Origin of the sequence: Salmonella sp. A29-2 (genome assembly GCF_020150755.1) — a bacterium.
GTDB lineage: Bacteria > Pseudomonadota > Gammaproteobacteria > Enterobacterales > Enterobacteriaceae > Salmonella > Salmonella enterica.
The window spans coordinates 2373777-2396982 of record NZ_CP083731.1 but is presented as its reverse complement, the minus strand read 5'-3'; the positions used below and the strand labels follow the sequence as shown (position 1 = coordinate 2396982).

The 23206-nt window shown below is 51.1% G+C and carries 17 protein-coding genes; 8 read left to right on the top strand and 9 right to left on the bottom strand.

Going from position 1 to position 23206, the window contains the following annotated elements:
* Positions 1 to 116: 116 nt before the first annotated feature.
* Both nhaC and K8W53_RS11645 read left to right on the top strand, forming a co-directional pair.
* Complete coding sequence (gene nhaC / locus K8W53_RS11650; protein WP_001276632.1) at positions 117 to 1568, top strand: Na+/H+ antiporter NhaC; 1452 nt, start codon at positions 117 to 119, stop codon at positions 1566 to 1568.
* Between the two features lie 12 nt (positions 1569 to 1580).
* On the top strand, positions 1581 to 2783 hold the full coding sequence (locus K8W53_RS11645; protein WP_000347156.1) for a MalY/PatB family protein: 1203 nt from the start codon (positions 1581 to 1583) through the stop codon (positions 2781 to 2783).
* Positions 2784 to 2896: 113 nt separating this feature from the next.
* On the opposite strand, the gene glgX is transcribed toward K8W53_RS11645, so the two are convergent.
* The 6 genes from glgX to K8W53_RS11615 form a co-directional block, all read right to left on the bottom strand.
* Positions 2897 to 4972 carry a glycogen debranching protein GlgX gene (gene glgX / locus K8W53_RS11640; RefSeq protein WP_000210594.1) on the bottom strand — a complete coding sequence of 692 codons (2076 nt, stop codon included), beginning with the start codon at positions 4970 to 4972 and terminating at the stop codon, positions 2897 to 2899.
* Between the two features lie 56 nt (positions 4973 to 5028).
* Entirely contained in the window at positions 5029 to 7557 is a 2529-nt protein-coding gene (gene treY, locus K8W53_RS11635; RefSeq protein ID WP_023225008.1) for a malto-oligosyltrehalose synthase, read from the bottom strand.
* Complete coding sequence (gene treZ / locus K8W53_RS11630) at positions 7554 to 9338, bottom strand: malto-oligosyltrehalose trehalohydrolase (protein ID WP_000095564.1); 1785 nt, start codon at positions 9336 to 9338, stop codon at positions 7554 to 7556. The genes treY and treZ overlap by 4 nt, the downstream gene beginning before the upstream one ends.
* A 128-nt stretch (positions 9339 to 9466) precedes the next feature.
* Positions 9467 to 10252 carry an OBAP family protein gene (locus tag K8W53_RS11625; RefSeq protein ID WP_052939374.1) on the bottom strand — a complete coding sequence of 262 codons (786 nt, stop codon included), beginning with the start codon at positions 10250 to 10252 and terminating at the stop codon, positions 9467 to 9469.
* A gap of 142 nt (positions 10253 to 10394) precedes the next feature.
* Positions 10395 to 10724: an acid-activated periplasmic chaperone HdeB gene (gene hdeB / locus K8W53_RS11620; RefSeq protein WP_001032161.1), complete on the bottom strand. Its 330-nt coding sequence runs from the start codon at positions 10722 to 10724 to the stop codon at positions 10395 to 10397.
* 351 nt (positions 10725 to 11075) lie between these two features.
* Entirely contained in the window at positions 11076 to 11507 is a 432-nt protein-coding gene (locus tag K8W53_RS11615; protein ID WP_000152297.1) for an OsmC family protein, read from the bottom strand.
* Between the two features lie 511 nt (positions 11508 to 12018).
* Between K8W53_RS11615 and bdm the strand changes: the two genes are divergently transcribed.
* From bdm to adhP, 4 genes are all read left to right on the top strand, one after another.
* Complete coding sequence (gene bdm, locus K8W53_RS11610; protein WP_000495700.1) at positions 12019 to 12234, top strand: biofilm-dependent modulation protein; 216 nt, start codon at positions 12019 to 12021, stop codon at positions 12232 to 12234.
* 94 nt (positions 12235 to 12328) lie between these two features.
* Entirely contained in the window at positions 12329 to 12472 is a 144-nt protein-coding gene (gene sra, locus K8W53_RS11605; protein ID WP_000841559.1) for a stationary-phase-induced ribosome-associated protein, read from the top strand.
* 176 nt (positions 12473 to 12648) lie between these two features.
* Positions 12649 to 14346: an NAD-dependent malic enzyme gene (locus K8W53_RS11600; protein ID WP_000450511.1), complete on the top strand. Its 1698-nt coding sequence runs from the start codon at positions 12649 to 12651 to the stop codon at positions 14344 to 14346.
* 285 nt (positions 14347 to 14631) lie between these two features.
* Positions 14632 to 15642, top strand: a complete 1011-nt coding sequence (adhP, locus tag K8W53_RS11595; protein ID WP_000642447.1) for an alcohol dehydrogenase AdhP — start codon at positions 14632 to 14634, stop codon at positions 15640 to 15642.
* Between the two features lie 90 nt (positions 15643 to 15732).
* On the opposite strand, the gene fdnI is transcribed toward adhP, so the two are convergent.
* The 3 genes from fdnI to fdnG are packed head-to-tail and all read right to left on the bottom strand — an operon-like array spanning position 15733 to position 20327.
* Positions 15733 to 16389: a formate dehydrogenase-N subunit gamma gene (gene fdnI / locus K8W53_RS11590; RefSeq protein WP_000045657.1), complete on the bottom strand. Its 657-nt coding sequence runs from the start codon at positions 16387 to 16389 to the stop codon at positions 15733 to 15735.
* Complete coding sequence (fdxH, locus tag K8W53_RS11585) at positions 16382 to 17266, bottom strand: formate dehydrogenase subunit beta (RefSeq protein WP_023224190.1); 885 nt, start codon at positions 17264 to 17266, stop codon at positions 16382 to 16384. Before fdxH ends, fdnI begins: the two co-directional genes overlap by 8 nt.
* 13 nt (positions 17267 to 17279) lie before the next feature.
* On the bottom strand, positions 17280 to 20327 hold the full coding sequence (gene fdnG / locus K8W53_RS11580) for a formate dehydrogenase-N subunit alpha (protein WP_077944488.1): 3048 nt from the start codon (positions 20325 to 20327) through the stop codon (positions 17280 to 17282).
* A gap of 277 nt (positions 20328 to 20604) precedes the next feature.
* Here fdnG and yddG point away from each other — a divergent pair, with 277 nt between their 5' ends.
* Together yddG and ompD are read left to right on the top strand one after the other, a co-directional pair.
* Complete coding sequence (gene yddG / locus K8W53_RS11575) at positions 20605 to 21486, top strand: aromatic amino acid efflux DMT transporter YddG (RefSeq protein ID WP_000203791.1); 882 nt, start codon at positions 20605 to 20607, stop codon at positions 21484 to 21486.
* A gap of 512 nt (positions 21487 to 21998) precedes the next feature.
* Positions 21999 to 23081, top strand: coding sequence for a porin OmpD (gene ompD, locus K8W53_RS11570; RefSeq protein WP_000769043.1), 1083 nt, complete (start codon positions 21999 to 22001; stop codon positions 23079 to 23081).
* Positions 23082 to 23206: the final 125 nt, after the last annotated feature.

Below are 23206 nucleotides of genomic sequence, written 5' to 3'. Positions count from 1 at the left end.
TGGCTATCAAATTAACCCTTCTCATGTAATCGGTTACATGGACGAAAGTAATGGATCACAGTAGTGGGAAGCGTATCCCCCTACCCTTGAGCTACCTTACTGACCGGAGCTCCATTATGAGTGCATCACAAAACAAGAAGAAAACGCTGTCATTGGGTTTAGCGCTAATCCCAGTCATCTCCATGTTGTTATTGTTGATTATCGGTTACGGCATCATGGGGCTACGTATCGAACCGCTCCTTCTGTGCTCTGCGGCGGTAGCGGCAGGCATTGCATGGTGGCAAGGATACTGTTGGGAAGACATCATCAACTCAGTGGTGGATAAGCTGGCTAAAGCAATGCCGGTTATCATGATCCTGATCTGCGTGGGCGGTTTGATTGGCACCTGGATGTTTAGTGGCACCATTCCCTACATGGTGTACTGGGGGCTAAAACTCATAAGCCCGGAATATATTTTGATTGCAGCCTTCTTTTTAACCAGCGTGGTCTCCGTCTGTACCGGTACATCGTGGGGGTCCGCCGGGACGGTTGGCGTTGCGTTAATGGGGGTTGCCGCCGGGCTGGACGTGTCTCTTGCAGCAGCAGCTGGCGCCGTCGTTTCTGGCGCTTATTTCGGCGACAAAATCTCACCGTTGTCCGACTCGACTAACTTTGCCGCGATTGTCGCAGACACTACTCTGTTTGAGCATATTCAGCATTTACTTTGGACGACCCTGCCAAGTTTCCTGCTTGCCGCCGTGGTTTATCTTATCGCCGGACACAGTAATATGCTGGGCGAGGTGGCCACGCCGCAGCGCGTTACGGACATCATCCACTCGCTGGAGTCGCTATACCATTTTAATATTGTTCTTATTTTGCCGCCGGTGATCGTACTGTGGGGCGCAATTCGCAAGAAGCCTGTCATCCCATTAATGTTAAGCGCCTGCGTACTTGCCTTGTTCCTCGGCGTCATCATGCAGGGACTGAGCATCAAACAGGGACTGGACGCTTTCATTGATGGATTTGATATCGCCATGTTCCCACAAGGCGCAGAAGGTGTCGTGGCCGATGTTCCGCGCCTGCTAAACCGGGGCGGAATGTTCTCGATGATGGGAACAATACTGTTAGTTTTCTGCGCTTTTTCATTTGCCGGAGCGCTAACGTTAACCGGCGCGTTAACGATCATCATTAACCGACTGCTGACCATTATTCATAGCGTTGGTCAACTCATTGCCGCCACTATCGGCACCACAATTTTGGTCACAGGAGCGACCAGCGACGGTAAACTGGCATTGTTAGTTCCCGCCGAACTGTTTAAAGATGCCTATCGTCGTATGGGGCTGGATACTAAAAACCTTTCACGGACGATAGAAGATGCCGGTACCGTTATCGAACCTCTCCTGCCGTGGACCTCGGCTGGCGTCTACATGGCAACCACGCTGGGCGTTAGCACGCTTGATCTTCTGCCCTGGGCTATCCAGTGCTATGCGGCAATCTTCTTCGCATTAATTTATGGTTTTAGCGGAATTGGTATTGCCAGAACTGCCTCCGCTTCAGAAAAGTCGCCGCAAACGTCAGTGACGAAATAATAAGGAAACAAGATGGATTTTAACCAGATTATCAATCGCAACAATACTGGTTCGGTAAAGTGGGATTTTATTGAGCGTCACTTTGGCGACGGCGCAGGGAAACTGCTGCCGATGTGGGTTTCTGATTTCGATTTTGCCTGCCCGCCTGAGGTTCAGGCGGCATTGCATCAGCGAATCGAGCACGGCGTATTTGGCTATAGTGAACGTGATGAGGCCTATTTTAACGCCCTGCTTCACTGGTTTTCGTCACGCCACCAGCTTACGTTAAAACAGGAATGGGTATGCAGCGTGGAAGGCGTCGTACCAGGGTTGGCGCTCTTAGTGCAAATGTTGACGCATCCAGGCGACGGCGTAGTGGTACAGGGACCATACTATGGCTCCTTCGCCAAAATAATCACGCTTAATGGTAGAAAACTGCTGGAGAATCCCCTTAGCGAGTCGCCGGACGACGGCTACCAGATGGATTTTTGCCAACTGGAAAGGCTGTTTCGCCATGAGCGCCCTCCGCTGATGATTTTGTGTAATCCACATAATCCAACCGGGCGTTGCTGGTCGGCCAACGAGCTGGAGCAACTGCTTTTATTATGTGAAGCTTATGATGTCACTCTCATCTCGGATGAAATATGGGCCGATCTATTGCTGCCCGGCGAAACCTTTACCTCGGTACTGCATTTAGGGGAGCGCTGGCATAAACGGGTCATCTCCGCCACTGCGGCCAGCAAAACGTTTGGCTTATCGTCGTTGCGAATTTCTAATTTTCTCATTCCCGATCCTACGCTTCGCCAGCGTTTCCTGTCTCGTCTGGACGCTCATGGGCTGGACGTCTTTAACGCCCTCTCCGTTCAGGCGGCGACTACCGCATGGAATGAAAGCAGACAGTGGCTGGATTCGCTACTGGATTACCTGGCGGAAAACCGCCGCTGGTTTGTTGAACAGGCGACAGAGCACCTTCCCTGGGCAAGAATTGTCCCGGCGCAGGGAACCTATTTATTATGGATGGATTGTAAAAAACTGGGACTGGATGACGAACAGCTAAAATGGGTAATGGCGGATGTCGCGGGTATTGCTCCTTCAATGGGCAGCGGCTTTGGCCCGGCGGGCAGCGGATTTATCCGTTTAAATCTGGGATGTCCACGTACCTACCTTGAAATGGCAATAGACGGCCTGAAGCGAATATCGGTGAAGACAATCAAAGGAATACCAACAGGCGGATGAATTTTTCGGGCGGTAAACTGACAACGGTGTTATTTCTGCGGCATGATATCGCCTGAGCGCCAGTAAAAAAACCGGCCATCAAGGCCGGTTGGGTCCGGAGCGCGGTTTTACTATCAGGGGCGTCTGAATAATACGATGCTGCGCCCGGCCAGATCGAAATCCATTTCTTCGGTAATCCGCATTCCCTGCTGCGCGTTATCGGCAGTCGTCAGTTCAAGTACCCAGCCGCCTTCTCCCCACATCGGAATACGGAACGGTACGCTGCCTTCAAACGGATTGAAAAGCAGTAAGGCGTCATGCCAGATCCCCGCTTCCGGCTGGAGATCGGGACGACTAATGCATACGCCTATGGTCGATCCCTCATCCCATTGTTCGGATTGCTGCGCCCCTCCGCCGGCGTTAAACCAGCGGATCTCCAGACCGTCACGCCAGCTCTCCCGGCGCAGCAACGGTTGCGTGGCGCGCAGTTGAATCAGATGACGGGTAAACTCTCGTAGCGCATTGGCGGTTTCCGGCAAATTATCCCAGTGGACCCACGATATTTCACTGTCCTGACAGTAGCCATTATTATTGCCCATCTGACTGCGGCCAAACTCATCGCCCGCTAATAACATCGGCGTGCCGTGCGAGAAAAGCAAGGTGGTCAGGAAATTGCGTTTCTGTTGCTCGCGTATCGCATTGATGCCCTCGTCGTCGGTTGGCCCTTCTGCGCCATAGTTACAGGAGCGGTTATCATTATGCCCGTCATTATTATCTTCGCCATTGGCTTCATTATGTTTGTCGTTATAAGACACCAGATCGTTCAGCGTGAAGCCGTCATGGGCAGTAATAAAGTTAACGCTTGACCAGGGGCGACGACCGCGCAAATCGTAGAGATCGCCGGAACCCAGCAGGCGTGCGGCGAAATCATTTGTGACGTTGTCACCTTTCCAGTATTCGCGTACCGTATCGCGGTATTTATCATTCCATTCGCCCCACCCTGGTGGAAAGCCGCCAACCTGATAGCCGCCCGGTCCGATATCCCAGGGTTCGCCAATCAGTTTCAGTTTTGCCAGCACCGGGTCTTGCGTTACCGCATCAAAAAAGCCGCCTCTCTGATCAAAGCCTTCCGGCTCACGACCAAGAATGGTGCCCAAATCAAAACGAAAGCCGTCGACATGCATTGACTCCGCCCAATAGCGAAGGGAATCCATCACCATTTGCAGTACCCGTGGATGAGAGGTATTGACGGTATTACCTGTCCCTGTATCGTTAATGTAATAGCGATGCTGATCGGGCATGGTGCGATAGTAAGAGAAGTTATCGATACCTTTAAATGACAGCGTGGGGCCAAGTTCATTCCCTTCTGCCGTATGGTTATAGACCACGTCCAGTATCACTTCGACGCCGGCATCATGGAAAGCGCGCACCATATCGCGGAATCCCTGAATACCTTTTGGACCATAGTAGCGCGTCGCTGGCGCAAAAAAGCCCAGCGAGTTGTATCCCCAGAAATTTTTCAGTCCTTTATCGAGCAGATGCTGATCGTCCGGGAACCAGTGAACGGGTAAAAGCTCGACGGAGGTAATCCCCAGACTTTTAATGTAATCCACGCTGGCTTTATGCCCCATGCCCTCAAACGTACCGCGTAGAGGCTCAGGGATCGCGGAATTAAGCTGGGTAAAGCCTTTTACATGCGTTTCATAAATAATGGCGTTCGACCACGGTATGGAAGGCCGTTGTCTATCCTCCCAATTCGCCTCAGCCGGATCAATCACCCGGCATTTAGGCGTAAATGGCGCGCTATCCTGGTCATCAAAGGTCAAATCTTTATCGTCATGAAGTAATTGATACGCGAAATGCGCATCGTTCCACTGAATATCGCCCACCAGCTCACGGGCATAAGGGTCGATAAGCAGCTTGTTGGGGTTAAAACGATGACCATTTTCCGGGTCATAAGGACCGTAAACGCGGTACCCATACAGCGCGCCGGGCTGCAACTTCGGGACATAGCCGTGCCATATTTCGTCGGTATATTCCGGTAACTCCAGACGAGCGATTTCATGCTCCCCGCTCGGATCGTAAAGGCAAAGCTCGACGCGTTCCGCATGGGCGGAAAAAATAGCGAAATTCACACCTTCGCCGTCATAATTTGCGCCAAGCGTATGGCTGTATCCTGATCTGATTTCAAAAGCCCTGTTTGTTGTCATTCTCTTTCTCCACCCACGGTAAACGTTGTCCTGTCACGGCACATCAACACATAAACTCAGTCGCTCATTAAAACCAGTACGCCGCCCTGATGTGAGGCCAACGACAGGCGTTCACCAGGCATTAACCTCTCCTGGGTAAGCACATTGCGATAACGATGCTGATTAAGCTGTCCGGGTATAATAATGTCTGTTCCTGCCCAGAAACCGCTATGCGATTGTGACAATAAGCCGTCACATTCGGCGAACACCAGTCGGGGCGCAACAACAATCAGCGCATCATCATGATTGACTCTGGCGTAAGCGATGACCTTGTCGGCACGCTGACCAACAGCCCGCAGCGGTATATAGTCGCCAAAACGGAAGAGCTCATGATTCTGCTGACGCAGACGCAGTAAGGCGGCGGTGACATACTGATTTACCTGCCCGTTCAGCCAACTCTCTTCGCGCGAGAAAACTCCCGGCGTCAGTTGGTCTAACTGCTGCGCCAGCGTGGCGAAATCCGGTTCGCGGCGGTTGTCGGGATCGACAAGACTAAAATTCAACGCCTCGCTTCCCTGATAGATATCAGGTACTCCCGGCGCGGTTAATTTGATAACGGTCTGCGTCAGGCTGTTAACCAGCCCTGCGCGGATGAAGGGTTGCAAGGAGCGATAAAAATCCTGCAAAAATGTCTGATTATCCGGTGCCAGTAAATAACGGGCGTAATCAAGCATTGCCGTTTCGTAAGCCTCATTACTGTCCACCCAATCGGTACGTAGCTTCGCTTCGCGTAGCGCTTTCTCCACAAAGGCTTCAAAGCGTGTTTTCAGCGCGTTTAAACCTGTTTCGTCCTGTGGTTGTAGCGTCGGGGGCCAGACGCCGGTCAACGCCTGATATAGCATCCACGTATCCGCCGATTTTGGCGCAGTGCCATCATTCAAAAATTTGACATGGGTCTGGTTCATCTGCCGCCAGCGGGCAAGGCATTCGCTCCACTGCTCCGGCGCTTCGGTAAGCGTATACAGCCGTGCTCGCGCATCCTCGCCTCGCTTGGTATCGTGGGTCGACGTACCGGATAACGCGTCAGGCTGTCGCGCCTGTCGGGTTTTCATCTCATGGTGAAAGCGTTCGATGGAGAAGTGATGCGTGACGGGCTCGGCGCCGACTTCATTTAACGCCAGTCCCATGTTTTGACGAAAGAAAAGCGTATCCTCTACCGATTTCGCCATCAGCGGACCGGTGAGTTGCTGGAATCGAACGCGAAACTGTGTCGCCTCCTCCTGGCTGGAGGCGGGAACATCGCCGGTAAGAAGGCGGCTCAGAAATGTAAGCGCTTCTGGCTGCGGAGGATTTTCAAGCGTCTTTACCCGTTCCACAATACGGTGTAACAGGCAAATATCGGTCGGCGGTAGCCCTTCTGCCGTGCCGTAAGTGCGATATACGGGAAAGGCAATTAATAACTCGCGTAACGCCTGCCGAACGACGCTCTCTTCCTGTGCGATCTGTAGCTCGCTGGCAATCGACAGCGCAAGCGCGAGCAGCCGGGTAAATTCCCCCTCGAAATTGCGATCGACCATCAGCAATTTAGCCGCCCGTAATTCCGCCCGCATATCCACTGGCGCGCCTTTAACGGTCTCGTAAGCCTGGCGCAGATTGTCTATCTGCTCATCGTCAACCAGCACCTCCGCCAGAGAGGCGATAAATTCATAGCCTGTGGTGCCGGAAACCGGCCAGTCATCAGGAAGTTGCTCGCCTTTAGCGAGAATTTTTTCCACGGTGATATAGCACGCCGGCCCCACTTCCTGACGTAAACGCGCAAGATAGGCTTTCGGATCGGCAAGGCCGTCGATATGATCGATACGTAAACCGTCAACCGCCCCTGTTCTGACCAGCTCCAGAATCAGCCGATGTGTATCGTCGAAGACGGTTTTATCTTCCACCCGCATTCCTACCAGCCCTGTGACCTCAAAGAAACGCCGATATGAGAGCGAGCGAGCGGCATCGCGCCAGGACATTAATTTCCACGGCTGGCGCTCATGCAAATCAGCAATAGCGGCTTTATCGGTAAGCGCCAGTATTTCAGCCTCGCGCCCCTGCCACGTCGCCGGCGCAAGCGGATAATAGTTATCATAATAGGCGAACGTGGGTTTACCCGTAGCGGGATCGGGCTTGATCGCAATTTCTCCGTTTTCCAGCACGGCGTCAAACGTGTCGCCTAAAAAAGGCAGCGTCAGTCGGCGCGACCAGTCAATATCGAAATGGCGCGCGTAACGGCTCTCCTTGCCATATTCAAGCACGTCGCGCCACCAGGCGTTTTCCAGCGAGCTGGCCATGTGATTAGGCACAATATCGATGATCAATCCCAGACCTTGCGCTTTAAGTTCGGCCACCAGTCTTTCAAATCCTTCGCGCCCGCCAATAGAAGGCTCAATCTCATTCGCATCGGTGACATCATAACCATGCGTTGACGCTTTGGTGGCGGTAAAGATGGGTGAGGCATAAAGATGGCTGATACCCAGATTTTTAAGGTAAGGCACCAGCGCCGCAGCGCGATCGAAGGTCATGCCATTGCGAAACTGAAGGCGATACGTTGCAGTTGGGATCATGATGCAGATTCTCCCTGGGCTAAGCGGACAATAAGAGAATGTTGGGAAAGCGACCCGGTGGATTCATTCGGCCAGGCGAAGAGGGTCTTACCCGGTAAATCGGGTAGTAATACCGTCGTGGCGCTAATATTCAGCGCCAGTGACAGTGTTCCTCCCGGAAAACGCCAGCTAACGGCAATAAACCCGGGCGCGGTTTGCAATACCGTTCCTGAGCTCTCACGGGCAGCGGACAACAGCGGCACGATATGCTTCTGGCGCAAAAGCAGTAGTTCTCGGGTAAACGCCAGCCACGCTTTACCCTCTTCACTGTGCTGTTGCTTCCAGTTAAGTTTTGAGCGTTGAAAGGTCTCTGGCGCATTCGGGTCCGGAACATTTTCCCCTGCATGATCGGCAAACTCTTTTGCGCGACCTTCACGAACGGCGCGGGCTAAATCCCCATGGAAATCGGTAAAAAAAAGAAAAGGACGGCTTTCGCCATACTCTTCGCCCATAAAAAGCAACGGAATATGCGGTGAAAGCAGCAACGTGGCGAGCAATACTTTTGTTCGTTCAGCGCCCGCCAGGGTTATCAGTCTGTCGCCCTGGGCGCGGTTACCGACCTGATCGTGGTTCTGAATAAAATCCACAAAGGCGACCGGGGGTTGTCCGGTACTTTTTACGCCGCGAGGTTCGCCGGTTTGCGGTGAAATTTCTCCCTGATAAGCGAATCCTTCGGCCAGCGCCCTTGCGAGGTGTTTTTCCGGGGCATCAGCAAAATCGTTGTAGTAGGCCTGGGTCTCTCCGGTCGCAAAAACGTGGACGGCATTATGAAAATCGTCATTCCATTCGGCGGTAAACAGCGGCGCATTGCCATCCTGATCACGGGGATGCAGAGAAATAATATTGCGGCTATCTTCGGTAGTCAGATGAATGGGCCTGTCGGTAATGTCTTCCCGAATACGTTGTGCGATTTCAACCAGCACATGCCTGGCGCTACTGTCCTCAATCTGATCGATAGCGTCAAAGCGTAAGCCGTCGAGATGGTATTCTGTCAGCCAGTATAACGGCGCCTCGATGATATAGCGCCGCACGGCGTCGACATCATAGGCGATACCATTTCCCCACGGCGTCATGCGCTCTTTGTGGAAAAACGCCGGCGCCAATAGCGGTAAATAATTTCCCTCCGGGCCGAAATGGTTCAGCACAATATCCAGGACGACGGAAAGACCATACCCATGCGCGGCGTCAATAAACGCTTTGAAATCATCCGGCGTCCCATAGGCAGAATGCGGCGCGTAAAGCAGTACGCCGTCATAGCCCCAGCCGCGCTCGCCGCCAAATTGCGCAACGGGCATCACTTCAATAACGGTAACGCCGAGTTCAGCGAGATAAGGCAGCTTCGCTATTGCGGCGCGGAAGGTGCCTTCCGGAGTGAACGTGCCTGTATGCATCTCGTACACCACGGCCTGCTCCCAACGGCTACCTTTCCACCCGGTGTTGCGCCACGCGTAGCTGCCTGGATCAACCACATATGACGGACCGTTGACGTCAGTTTTTTGGGCGCGGGAAGCCGGATCGGGGACCACCATGCCATCGCTGAGTACAAAATTATACTCCGTACCTGGCGTCACCCCGGAGACGTCCAGCGTAAACCAGCCGTCACCGCTCACCTGCATTTCCTGGTCTTTACCCGCAAGCCTGAGCATGACCTTTTGCTGACCGGTGGCCCAAAGACGAAAGCGGACGACATCAGCGGCGATATATTCAGCCCCCCAGCTTTTGCAAAAAATTTTTGAACTCATTTGTCGCTCCGTTTAACCCATAACCTCTACAGCATCCGAAAAACAAGCATAGACTATGGGGCTAATTTTTACGTGACACTGTCACTTAACAGGCATTCTTTTTCCTATCTGCGTGTAAAACCGTGGAATTATTGTCGGGATTGCTCAGATGTACCGAAGTGCGCGGTATCGCCTTGCCCGTGTTCGCCAGAGCCCTGAACACGCTGTAGCTGGATAACCTCCCCCTGCTCCCAGGCGTTAGCCCCCTTAACAACGGGATGCTCAGGCAGATCCTGCCGCTCGCGTTTAATGGCCTGGGTATCAATTCCCAGACGGCGATCCCGATCGGCCAGCAGCGCGGGGTCAAGCTGCCCGTCGCCAGTAAAGCCCATCATCAGCGCAGGGATACCCATTGGCAGGGTTTTATCCCGGTCGGTATGCCAGGTGTGCCAGGTCTTGCCATAAGTATTAACAATCTTACTCATCAACGCCTTATCAGCGACCTGCGGTAAGCCAGGCGCCACCAGGCTACCGGATTTCACCTCGTACTGGTGGCTGTGCCACAGTTTTTTCTCCTCGGGAGGAAGCGTTTTAAATAAACGTTCGCTGATAATGTACTCCACCCCCATCAGGCGCGCGTTTTTCGTGTTGCCGTCGTAAATCACCGCCTGCATGACATCTTCGTTCAGGACGGTAACGTAATGGTGCGCTTCCATCTGTCCGTTTTTATCACCGCTATAAAAATGGAACCCGTCAAGGTAGGTACTGATGGCATCGACAGGTGGTCTGGATTGAATGGCCGCCGCGCCTGTTTCCAGGGTACGTAATTTGGCAGAGGTTTTTTCCCCGGGAATAGGCGTTTGCGGCGGCGTATTATTGGCTCCGCATCCGGCCAGAAAAGGAATGATAAAGAGTGCCAGCGGTAAAATTTTCATTAGGTCTCCATATAGTGAAAGGGCTCTAATGAAAATAGTGCAATACCACGTGATTGGTAGAAGAAATGGAAGATGTTATTTGTGACGGTGTCACAAATAGTAAAACCCGACACACAGGCCGGGTTTTGATATCAGTTTACTCTTATTTTGAGAGTTCTTTCTTGATTTCGTCTTTTATTTTGCTTAATTCACTCTGCGGGTTTTTCTTACAAAGCTCAACGGCCAGCGGCACTGCTGTCGTCTCAGTTTCCTGGAAATCAACGTAGTCCCCGCCTTTAAAATCTTCATCTTCATTCAGCACCCAGAAAGCGACTGGCGCCATCGTCTGCGGATTGAGGTCAACAAACTCCTGGCAGCTCATACCTTTAGGCGTAACGTTTGTTTTAGTAGTATCTGTTGCCGCATTCACGCTAACACTGGTTACCAGCGCTGCCACGATAATACCTGCTGTAGCAAGGGAGAATTTATTCATTGTTGTTGCTCCAATAATTATATAAATAACCTCTACATCTGCGCGTTAACCCGTTAATGTAGAACGCAGAAAATAATACCCCTCCTCTCTCAGGAATAAAGATCACCCTCCGCGATATGGCTATTATTGATATTTACGTTGACTGATTTTGATGTTTGATGAATAAAGCAACATGGCGAGCAGATTTTAAGGCGAAAAAGTAGACCACGACAATAGCCACAGACGTGGTCTACGGCGCGTTGAGGTGATAAAAATACGGCAGGATCTCAGATAGACCGGGAGCGAGCCCTCCGCCTGAAGGTATATTCATCAGCCCGATAAACAAGAGTCGTTACCGGGCTGGAGAGGTTATCAGGCGTTAAGCTGGTAGTCGAGGGTGATTTCCGCATTCAGAACCTGCGATACCGGGCACCCGGCTTTTGCTTTCTGGATGATTTGATCGAAAGTTGAAGCATCAATATCTGCTACCGCAACTTTGCTTTGTAGCGCAATTTTGGTAATGGCGAAGCCCGCCTCCACCTTATCAAGCGATACGTCAGCGGTGGTGTCAATGGATGTCGGCGTAAATCCAGCCTCTCCCAGCATGAGTGATAGCGCCATGGAGAAACAGGCCGCATGTGCGGCGCCAATTAACTCTTCCGGGTTGGTTCCCTGCGCGCCTTCGAACCGGGTATTGAATCCATACGGTTGTTGATTAAGCACGCCGCTTTCTGTTGATACAGTACCTTTACCTCGTTTGATGTCGCCTTCCCAGTGTGCCTGACCTTTCTTATGGATTGTCATTTTTGCTCTCCTGTTGGCTCAAAAAATAAAGTATAGACCATGCTGCTAATCTGCGTTGTCCATGCCGATGGAGGTAGCATGTTGTCGATTACCCGCACTTCAGATATAGAAAATAGTTGTATGCTTTTTCAGTGATGAATATTAAACCAACAGGCCTCCCTTTCTTTAAAGAATATATCCTTCTTTTTATCCTTACTGTTTCTTCCGGAGGCGTATTCCATTATGTATATTTTCATTCAAATTAAGATTTGTCTTATCTCGTTGTAATAAAGGATAAAAATCGCAATAAGTAGCCTTTTAAATGTATATTAATTGACCACTACTAGTATGAGGATATGTAATTGGCAAACGTAATATATTTTCTTCTGGGGTAAGCAATTAGAGTTCCGTTTTGCGTTAAAATAACTCCAGGACTAATCTTAACCACAGCCGCAAAAATATTTGCCATGCTGAATACGAATTAATTTTCTGCGAGCCGTACTAAATAAATACATGTTCACGGAGGCATTATATGTTTACTTATCACTCAGCAAATACCTCAGCAGCACAACCGGCCCTGGTCAACGCGATTGAACAAGGATTACGCGCGGAGTTAGGCGTTGTCACTGAAGATGATATTTTAATGGAGCTGACCAAATGGGTTGAGGCTTCCGACAATGACATCCTCAGTGACATCTACCAGCAGACCATCAACTATGTGGTAAGCGGGCAGCACCCGACTCTGTAAAACCTGCTATGCTGTATCGGCAACCTTAGGGGTTACGTTTCTTTCGCGTAAGCGAATTTGTCCTTAAAACTAGCAACAGGATTGAGGAGTTAACATGAAATCGAACCGTCAGGCTCGTCATATACTTGGACTGGATTACAGAATTTCCAACCAGCGTAAGGTTGTTACTGAAGGCGACACCAGCAGCGTGGTGAATAACCCAACCGGCAGAAAGCGCCGCGCCGATAGCCAAAAGTAATCGTACAGTCCTGAAATGACATTAAACACCATTGCATCTGCAATGGTGTTTTTGTTTATAGGAATGACCTTAACGTCTCACAATGCTTTATACTCAGGGTCGGTTCCCTGGTGGAAGGCAATATATGATGATAAACGACGGTGCCAGGGACAGTTATTCGAAAAAGAGTGAGTAACATGGAAACTACAACCAAGAAAGCACGTTCCCTTTATATCCCTTACGCTGGCCCTGTATTGCTGGAATTCCCCCTGTTAAACAAAGGCAGCGCTTTTAGCGTAGAAGAGCGCCGCAACTTCAATTTGTCAGGGCTGCTGCCAGAGGTCGTCGAGTCGATTGAAGAACAGGCCGAACGCGCCTGGCTCCAGTATCAGGGGTTTAAAACAGAAATCGATAAGCATATTTACCTGCGTAACATCCAGGATACCAACGAAACGCTCTTTTATCGACTGGTGCAAAACCATCTTGAAGAGATGATGCCGGTTATCTATACCCCGACCGTGGGCGCGGCCTGTGAGCGCTTCTCTGAGATTTATCGCCGGGCGCGCGGCGTATTTATCTCTTATCCGAACCGTCACAATATGGACGACATTTTGCAGAATGTGCCTAACCACAACATTAAAGTTATTGTGGTGACGGATGGCGAGCGGATTCTGGGGCTTGGCGATCAGGGCATCGGCGGGATGGGGATCCCTATCGGTAAGCTGTCATTATACACCGCCTGCGGCGGCATTAGTCCGGCCTATACCCTTCCCGTTGTGCTGGATGTCGGCACCAACAATCAACAGTTACTCAACGATCCGCTTTACATGGGCTGGCGTCATCCGCGCATTACCGACGATGAGTATTATGCGTTTGTCGATGAGTTTATTCAGGCCGTTAAGCAGCGCTGGCCAGATATCCTGCTACAGTTCGAAGATTTCGCGCAGAAAAACGCAATGCCGCTGTTGACGCGCTATCGTGATGAGATTTGCTCCTTTAACGATGATATTCAGGGCACCGCAGCCGTGACCGTCGGTACGTTGATCGCCGCCAGCCGCGCTGCCGGCAGTCAGCTTAGCGAGCAGAAAATCGTTTTCCTCGGCGCGGGTTCCGCCGGATGTGGGATTGCTGAACAAATCATCGCGCAGACTCAGCGTGAAGGTTTAAGCGAAGATGCCGCCCGACAGAACGTTTTTATGGTCGATCGCTTCGGCCTGTTGACGGACCGGATGCCTAATTTATTGCCGTTCCAGGCAAAACTGGTGCAGAAATGCGACAATCTCCAGCACTGGGATACCGAAAATGACGTGTTGTCGCTGCTGGATGTGGTGCGTAACGTGAAGCCGGATATTCTGATCGGGGTTTCCGGCCAGACCGGGCTCTTTACTGAAGAGATCATCCGCGAGATGCATAAGCATTGCCCTCGCCCGATCGTCATGCCGCTCTCTAATCCCACCTCTCGCGTGGAGGCCACGCCACAGGACATTATCGCCTGGACGGAAGGCAACGCGCTGGTGGCAACCGGCAGCCCATTCTCGCCGGTCATCTGGAAAGATAAGGTTTATCCGATCGCACAATGTAATAACGCCTATATTTTCCCCGGCATCGGTCTGGGGGTTATCGCTTCCGGCGCATCGCGCATTACTGATGAAATGCTGATGTCAGCCAGTGAGACGTTGGCGAAACATTCTCCGCTGGTCAATAACGGCGAAGGATTAGTGTTGCCAGCGCTTAAAGACATCCAGGTCGTGTCGCGCGCTATCGCTTTTGCCGTAGGTAAAATGGCGCAGCAACAAGGCGTAGCGGTGAAAACCTCTGCGGAAGCGCTGCAACAGGCGATTGACGATAACTTCTGGAAACCGGAATACCGCGACTACCGTCGGACTTCCATTTAATACGTACCCGGCGGTGAATGCCGCCGGATATCACTTTCTTCTTTAGTTTTGGTGAGTCTGTCGACACACCTGAATTCCTTTTCCTGCTTATTTGTCAAGCTACTAATATTAGCCACCTTTATGTATTGAACGGGGATTTATCAGGATAATCCTGGCTAAACTATTACATTGTATTTCTGCCGCCTTGCATAACTCATCAGAAATATTAATCCTAAAGAGGTAATAGCGCCTTACCTGCTATTACTTACCTGCTATGCAGTTCACTATTAATAAAAGGAGAAGGTTATGAAAGCTGCTGTTGTCACACAAGATCATCAGGTTGATGTTACTGAGAAAACGCTGCGTCCCCTTCGCCACGGTGAAGCTTTGCTAAAAATGGAGTGCTGCGGCGTATGCCATACCGATCTACACGTGAAAAACGGCGATTTCGGTGACAAAACCGGCGTCATTCTGGGACACGAAGGCATTGGCGTCGTGGCGGAAGTCGGTCCTGGTGTCACCTCGCTGAAACCCGGCGATCGCGCGAGTGTCGCGTGGTTTTATGAAGGATGCGGACACTGTGAGTATTGCAATACGGGCAATGAAACCTTATGCCGCAACGTGAAAAATGCCGGTTACACGGTAGATGGCGGCATGGCCGAAGAGTGTATTGTCGTCGCGGATTATGCGGTGAAAGTACCGGAAGGTCTGGACTCTGCGGCGGCAAGTAGTATTACCTGCGCGGGCGTTACCACGTATAAAGCGGTGAAGATTTCTCATATTAAACCTGGCCAGTGGATTGCCATCTACGGTCTGGGCGGTCTGGGTAATCTGGCCTTGCAGTACGCGAAAAACGTTTTCAATGCGAAAGTGATCGCCATTGATGTCAATGATGGACAACTGAAACTGGCCGAGGAAATGGGCGCAGATCTGACCATTAATTCACGCACGGAAGATGCGGCTAAAATTGTGCAGGAAAAAACCGGTGGCGCGCACGCAGCGGTGGTTACCGCGGTCGCTAAGGCGGCGTTTAATTCCGCAGTAGATGCCGTTCGCGCCGGAGGTCGCGTGGTGGCAGTCGGGCTGCCGCCAGAAGCCATGAACCTTGATATCCCTCGCCTGGTACTGGATGGCATTCAGGTTGTCGGTTCGTTGGTGGGGACACGTCAGGATCTGACCGAAGCCTTCCAGTTCGCGGCGGAAGGAAAAGTCGTACCAAAAGTCGCGCTACGTCCGCTTGAAGATATCAACGTTATTTTTAAAGAGATGGAACAGGGACAAATTCGTGGCCGTATGGTCATCGATTTCCGTCGTTAAACGATTTGCTGTGGTCGTCTGAGTATACAGACAGCAGATGAAAACAAGGCGCTACCAGGATAGCGCCTTGTTTATCAGATTGCGAAAGAATTACTGAATACCTTCTTCGCTCTCTTTTTTTGCTTCCGCCTTCTCGATTTCACGATACCAGCGTGGATGATGTTTCTTCGCCCAGCGACGGCTGACCTTCCCTTCGATCATGCCTTTAATCGAGCCTTTCACCCAAAACGCCATATACATATGGATGAGGATCGCGTGCATTAAAATAATGCCCGCCGCCGCATGAATTAACAGGCTATAACGCACGACCTGCATGGGGAAATACTGCGCGAAATACGGACGCCAGATAATCACGCCAGTCACCAGCAGCACAAAAATCATGCTCATAATGGACCAGAACATCATCTTCTGTCCGGCATTGTATTTGCCGACATCCGCCACCTTATGCTCATTGCCTTTCAATACTTCGACAATATTTTTCAGCCACGGAATGTCTTTTTTATCCGGGATGTTGTGGTGGACGAAACGCACGAACATAAACATCAGCGCGATGAAGATGGCAATACCGAAGAACGGGTGCAAAATACGTCCCATCTGCGGCGTGCCGAAAGTTTGCGTCAACCATTGTAGCGTCGGGAAGAAAAACGAAATCCCCGACAGCGCTACCAGGAAGAAGCAGATCACCACCGTCCAGTGACAGGCGCGGTCGACAAATTTCGTGCGCACAATCATTTTCGACTTACTCATGATGATCCTCCTCATCGTCGTCCGTTTCTTTATTCGGGCCAATACCGATGTAGTGGTAAATCAGACCGGCGAAAGTGGCGATAAAGCCCGCTGCGGCCAGCGGTTTTAGCGCCCCTTTCCACAGATTGATTGAGGTATCGATCTGCGGATCTTTCGGCAAGCCGTGGTACAACTCCGGCTGATTGGCATGGTGCAGCACATACATGACGTGCGTACCGCCGACGCCCTGCGGGTTGTAGATACCGGCATGTTCAAAGCCGCGCGCTTTTAACTTCTCCACGCGTTGCTCACCCAGTTCCAGCATCTCTTTTTTGGTGCCGAAATGAATAGCCCCGGTCGGACAAGTTTTGACGCAGGCCGGTTCCTGGCCCACGCTGACGCGATCGACGCAAAGCGTACATTTATAAACGCGGTTGTCCTCTTTGTTGAGGCGCGGAATATTAAACGGACACCCGGCGATACAGTAACCACAGCCGATACAGTGTTCAGATTGAAAATCAACAATCCCGTTCGCGTACTGGATGATAGCCCCGGCAGATGGACAGGCTTTAAGACAGCCTGGATCTTCACAGTGCATACAACCATCTTTACGAATCAGCCACTCCAGCTTGCCGTTCTGCTCGGTTTCGGTAAAGCGCATCACCGTCCAGGACTTGGCGGTGAGATCGGCAGGGTTATCGTACACCCCGACACAATGGCCAACGTTATCGCGAATATCGTTCCATTCAGAACAGGCTACCTGGCAGGCTTTACAGCCGACACAGGAGGAGACGTCGATCAGTTTCGCGACTTCGGCTTTGTAATCACGCGCCTGCGGAGGCGGCGTGATGGCGTTTGTTGCGGACCGTTTAATAATGTCCTGCGTTTCCATAGACATATGTTCGCCTCCCTTACGCCTTCTCGATGTTAACTAAAAACGCTTTGTATTCCGGCGTTTGCGAGTTGGCATCACCGACATTTGGCGTCAGAGTATTGGCGATATAGCCTTTGCGCGCGACACCCTCAAAGCCCCAGTGAATCGGGATCCCCACCGTTTCAACCTGCTGACCGTTGACATGCAGGGTGCGAAGACGACGAGTTACCACCGCGACCGCGCGAATAAACCCGCGTTTACTACTCACCTTCACATAGTCGCCGTTAGCAATACCTTTCGCTGCCGCCAGCGTCTCACTGATCTCCACAAACTGTTCCGGCTGAGCGATAGCGTTAAGTAGCGCATGTTTGGTCCAGGTATGGAAATGCTCTGTGAGGCGGTAAGTCGTGCCCACGTACGGAAACTGCTCCTTCTTACCCATGCGCAGCGCATCTTCTTCATACAGACGCGCCGCCGGGTTCGAGACCACATTCGGGTGCAGCGGGTTAGTGCCCAGCGGCGTTTCCATCGGCTCGTAGTGTTCAGGGAACGGCCCTTCCGCCATTTTATCAATAGCAAACAGACGTCCCAGCCCTTCCGGCTGCATGATAAACGGATTGGTCCCGCTCCCCGGCGCCGCGTTGTTAAAGTCCGGAATATCGTTCCCTGTCCACTTCGCGCCGTTCCACTGGATCAGCATCCGTTTTGGATCCCACGGTTTACCCTGCGGGTCCGCCGAAGCGCGGTTATACAATACGCGACGGTTTAGCGGCCACGCCCACGCCCAACCCAGTGTATTGCCAAGCCCTGACGGGTCGGCGTTATCACGTCTGGACATCTGGTTGCCCTGCTCCGTCCAGCTACCGGTATAAATCCAGCAGGAGGAGGATGTCGTACCGTCATCGCGCAGTAATGCAAAACTGCTCAACAACTGGCCTTTCCTGGCAAGCAGTGTACCGTTGGCGTCATAGAGATCTTCCAGCGCATAGCCGTTGTTCTCTTTCGCCACTTCTTCCGAATGCGGTTCATCCGGCTGCTTGTAGTTCCAGCTCATCTTCAATAGTGGTTCGGCGCCTTTACCGCCTTCTGCGCGGTACATTTCACGCAGACGATGGTAAATACCGGCCAGAATCTCGCCGTCGTTACGCGCTTCGCCCGGCGCGTCCTGACCTTTCCAGTGCCACTGTAACCAGCGACCGGAGTTAGCGATAGAGCCATCCTCTTCCGCAAAACAGGTAGACGGCAGACGGAAGACTTCGGTCTGAATCGTTGTCGGATCAACATCATTAGATTCGCCGTGGTTCTGCCAGAACGTTGACGTTTCAGTCACCAGCGGATCGATAACGACCAGATACTTCAGTTTGCTTAAGCTTTGCACCACTTTGTTTTTGTCCGGGAAGGACGCCACCGGGTTAAAGCCCTGACAGAAATAGCCGGTGACTTTCCCGCTATCCATCATGTTGAAATATTTGATCACGTCATAGGACTGATCCCACTTAGGCAGCCAGGCAAAGCCCCAGTCATTCTCTTTCTGCGCCGCATCGCCATAGAAAGATTTCATCAGGCTGACGAAGAACTTAGGATAATTACCCCAGTAGTTGACCTGATCGGCCAATGTCGCTTTTGGCGTGTTCGCGGCCAGATAAGTTTGCAGATCGGCCTGTTTTTCCGATGGCAGCGTCAGGTAGCCCGGCAGGCTGGTGGAGAGCAGTCCTAAATCCGTTAAGCCCTGAATATTAGAGTGGCCGCGCAAGGCGTTCACACCGCCGCCAGCCATCCCCATATTGCCGAGCAGCAACTGGATCATCGCCATAGTACGGATGTTCTGCGCCCCGACAGTATGTTGCGTCCAGCCCAGCGCATACAGGAAGGTGGTAGTGCGATTCGGAACGCTGGTAGAGGCCAACACCTCACACACCTTCAGGAAGTCCGCTTTCGGCGTACCGCAGATGTTTTCCACGACGTCCGGCGTATAGCGCGAAACGTGCTGCTTCAGCAGATTCCACACACAGCGTGGGTGCGTCAACGTTTCATCACGTTTGGCATAGCCGTTTTCATCGAACTGGTAGTTCCAGGAGGATTTATCGTACTGACGCTTTTGGGCGTCATAGCCGCTGAAAAGACCGTCATCAAAGGCAAAATCATCCCGCACCAGCAGGCTGGCGTTGGTGTAATGCTTAACGTATTCAGCGTTGATTTTGTTATTTTCGATCAGGTACAGCAAAACGCCGGACAGAAAGGTAATGTCTGTACCGGAACGTATTGGCGCATAGATATCCGCCACCGACGCCGTACGCGTAAAGCGTGGATCAACGACAATCAGCGTCGCATCGTTATTGTTTTTCGCTTCCATCGCCCAGCGGAAACCCACCGGATGCGCTTCTGCGGCATTGCCGCCCATCACCATCACGACGTTGGCGTTTTTAATATCCACCCAGTGGTTGGTCATCGCACCGCGACCAAATGTTGGAGCAAGACTTGCTACCGTTGGTCCGTGTCAGACGCGCGCCTGGTTATCTACCGCCAGCATACCGAGAGAACGCGCAAACTTCTGCGTCAGCATCCCCGTTTCATTGCTGGCCGCCGAGGCGCACAGCATTCCGGTAGAGAGCCAGCGGTTAACCGTGACGCCCTGCTCGTTCTTTTCAATAAAGTTGGCGTCGCGGTCGGCTTTCATTAATTTAGCAATACGAGTGAAAGCGTCATCCCAGCTAATGCGCTGCCACTTGTCGGAACCCGGCGCGCGGTATTCCGGATAGCGTAGGCGATCTTCACTGTGAACATAGTCCAGCAAACCGGCCCCTTTCGGGCACAGCGCGCCACGGCTTACCGGATGATCCGGGTCGCCTTCAATATGGTAAATCGCTTCTTTCGCGTTTTTTGCCCCATCTCCCAGGCTATACATTAATAGCCCGCAACCTACGGAACAGTATGTGCAGGAGTTACGGATCTCTTTTGCGCGCAACAGCTTATAGTTTCGCGCCTGAGCCAGGGCCATTTTAGGGGTAAAACCCAGTGCGGCCACCGTTGTTCCCGCCATACCGCCCGCGCAGATTTTAAAAAATTGTCTGCGGCTGACGTCCATTGCTTTCCTCTTTTTTCCACGGATGCACGCCTCCTTCGAACTGCAGCAAAACCTCAGCCCAGGATGCGTGTATAACTTCGCGAGGAAACTAACAGCAAAATCGATAACTTTTTTGCGTCAAATCAATATTGAAACGGTTCCGCTACTAAATAGCCCTATTTTTAAACTGCAATAACTCCAGGGAGGTACTAAAAAATGACACTGCATGGCATCGCCCTCGGAAAAAGTGCTATAAGTGGCAGTTTATTTTGCGCGGTATTCAGGACAGTCACAAAACATGACATCACAAAAAGCAACGCTAATAGGGCTTGTTGCCATCGTTCTGTGGAGCACGATGGTTGGGTTAATTCGCGGCGTCAGCGAAGGTCTCGGACCGGTAGGCGGCGCAGCCATGATCTATTCATTAAGCGGCCTGCTGCTGATTTTTACCGTCGGATTACCTGATATCCGTCGTTTCCCGGGGCGATACCTCATCGCAGGCAGCGTACTGTTTGTCAGTTATGAAATATGCCTGGCGCTTTCTCTCGGTTATGCCGCCACTCGCCATCAGGCTATCGAAGTCGGCATGGTTAACTATTTATGGCCCAGCCTGACCATTCTGTTTGCCATTCTTTTTAACGGGCAAAAAACTAACTGGCTTATTGTTCCTGGATTGCTTATTGCACTTACTGGCGTTTGCTGGGTTCTGGGGGGCGAGAATGGTCTTAATCCAGGAGAAATTATCAGCAATGTCGCCACCAGTCCGCTAAGTTATTTCCTGGCATTTCTTGGGGCGTTTATATGGGCGACATACTGCACCGTCACAAATAAATATGCGCGTGGTTTTAACGGTATCACCGTCTTTGTGTTACTCACCGCCGTGGCGTTGTGGTTCCACTATTTTCTTACGCCGCAACCTGCCATGATATTTAGCCTACCGGTGATTGCTAAACTTTTTACCGCGGCATTAACGTTGGGGTTTGCCTACGCAGCATGGAATGTGGGCATACTTCATGGCAATGTGACTATCATGGCCGTAGGGTCTTATTTTACCCCCGTCATGTCCTCTGCTCTGGCAGCGCTGTTACTCAGCTCGCCACTGTCATTCTCCTTCTGGCAAGGCGCAGTCATGGTTTGCGTAGGTTCGCTACTTTGTTGGCTGGCAACGCGGCGGCGCTAATAGCGACGGGCGGGCCTAAATCGACCCGCTGCACCTTGACACTCTTCATAACACAACTACGCTTTTATCTATCGCCTGTGTGTATTTGACGATTTTCCATTTTCACGAGCTCCCCCTGCGCCATACCAGGATCGCGCTGGTAAAAATGGATTTTATAAAACCGTTAAATATGTTAATGTAATGATATAATTATATTAACAAATATATAATCAACGCTAGCTGGCAACTGTATTAGTGCATATAATAATCAATCGTTACTACCAAAAATAAAATTATAAACAGCTCAATAATCCCCTCCGAAAATATATCTTATTAGACAGTCCCTATTTGAATTAATACTCTCAAATGTATTAAGGAGATCTCGATCACACAAATTAAAATAATTTGTAATCTTATGAAACTTATTATTGAACTTATGCCACTCCGTCATTTAAAAATAGTCTGCCATTGACAAACGCCTCGTTTAACAATGGTTGAGGAAACACGCTAAGAAAATTATAAGGATTATTAAAATGAAACTTAAGTTAGTGGCAGTGGCAGTGACTTCCCTGTTGGCAGCAGGCGTTGTAAATGCAGCCGAGGTATATAACAAAGACGGCAATAAACTGGATCTGTACGGTAAAGTTCACGCTCAGCATTATTTCTCTGATGATAACGGAAGTGATGGTGACAAAACTTACGCGCGTCTGGGCTTTAAAGGCGAAACGCAGATCAATGACCAACTGGTTGGTTTTGGCCAGTGGGAATATGAATTCAAAGGCAACCGTACTGAATCTGAAGGTTCCGACAAAGACAAAACCCGTCTGGCATTCGCTGGTCTGAAATTCGCTGAATACGGTTCTTTCGACTACGGTCGTAACTACGGCGTTGCTTACGACATCGGCGCATGGACCGACGTTCTGCCAGAGTTCGGTGGCGATACCTGGACCCAGACTGACGTATTCATGACCCAGCGTGCTACCGGCGTTGCCACCTACCGTAACACCGATTTCTTCGGTCTGGTTGAAGGTCTGAACTTTGCCGCGCAGTATCAGGGCAAAAACGATCGTGACAATGAAGTAGAAGCAAATGGCGACGGTTTCGGTCTGTCCGCAACGTATGAGTACGAAGGTTTTGGCGTGGGTGCGGCCTATGCGAAGTCTGACCGTACTGACCGTCAGGTGCGCAACGGCACCAATGGCCTGTATGCTTCTGGCCAGAATGCGGAAGTGTGGGCTGCTGGTCTGAAATATGATGCGAACAATATCTATCTGGCGACCACCTACTCCGAAACGCTGAATATGACCACATTCGGTAAAATCGACGGTATTGCTAACAAAACTCAGAACTTTGAAGCTGTTGCTCAGTACCAGTTCGACTTCGGTCTGCGTCCGTCCATTGCTTACCTGAAATCCAAAGGTAAAGATCTGGGTGCTTACGGCGACCAGGATCTGGTTGAGTACATCGATGTCGGTGCTACCTACTACTTCAACAAAAACATGTCCACCTTCGTTGATTACAAAATCAACCTGCTGGATGACACCAACTTCACTAAAAATGTTGCGCAGATCAGCACTGACAACATCGTTGCTGTTGGTCTGAACTACCAGTTCTAATTTTGTTGTAGTCTGAATACAAAGCCAGTCCTTTCAGGGCTGGCTTTTTCTCTTGATGTAGACTCGGTCATAAGGAGTATGCCGTGCAGACGTTCACTGGTCGTTGTCTTTGCGGACAGAGCCAT